This is a genomic window from Bacillus sp. SIMBA_026 (genome assembly GCF_046535335.1).
Classification (GTDB): domain Bacteria; phylum Bacillota; class Bacilli; order Bacillales; family Bacillaceae; genus Bacillus; species Bacillus velezensis.
In genome coordinates, this window is record NZ_JAWRWX010000038.1 from 1 (window position 1) to 408 (window position 408).

1 protein-coding gene is annotated in these 408 nt (G+C 60.3%); it reads right to left on the minus strand.

Annotation, left to right across the window (positions count from 1 at the left end):
* A partial coding sequence (locus SB847_RS20560; RefSeq protein ID WP_410578409.1) for an asparagine synthase-related protein occupies positions 1 to 391 on the minus strand: 391 nt, incomplete at its 3' end.
* Positions 392 to 408: the final 17 nt, after the last annotated feature.

Consider the following 408-nt stretch of genomic DNA (forward strand, 5'->3'; position numbering starts at 1 on the left):
TGTCGTCCGAGCCTTCCCCTGAGAATGCTTCCGTATAGCCACGCGATCTCAGGCCCTTGAACAGTTGCAGCAACGTGACGTCCAGGTCTCCCACGCCCGGCAGGTCCCGCGCGTGAACCGTTTCTTCGAGCGCGAGCCTGAAGTCGACATTCGTAATGGCGATATTCTCGTGCCGGGATCCGAGGAAGCGAGCCATGATGTCGACGTAGGGGCTGTCCGACGTGATGTGCAGCGCGTCGGACTGAAAGTCCGCCTCGTCTTCCGGATAAGTAAACGAGAAGGTACGCAAGCCTTCTCGATCTGGCGCGATCCGGTTAGCCAGCGTGCAGATCGCACTCGAATCGAGCCCACCGGACAGCAAAAAGGCTTGTGCATTGCGCGACGTGTCCACCCGCCGTGACACCGCCT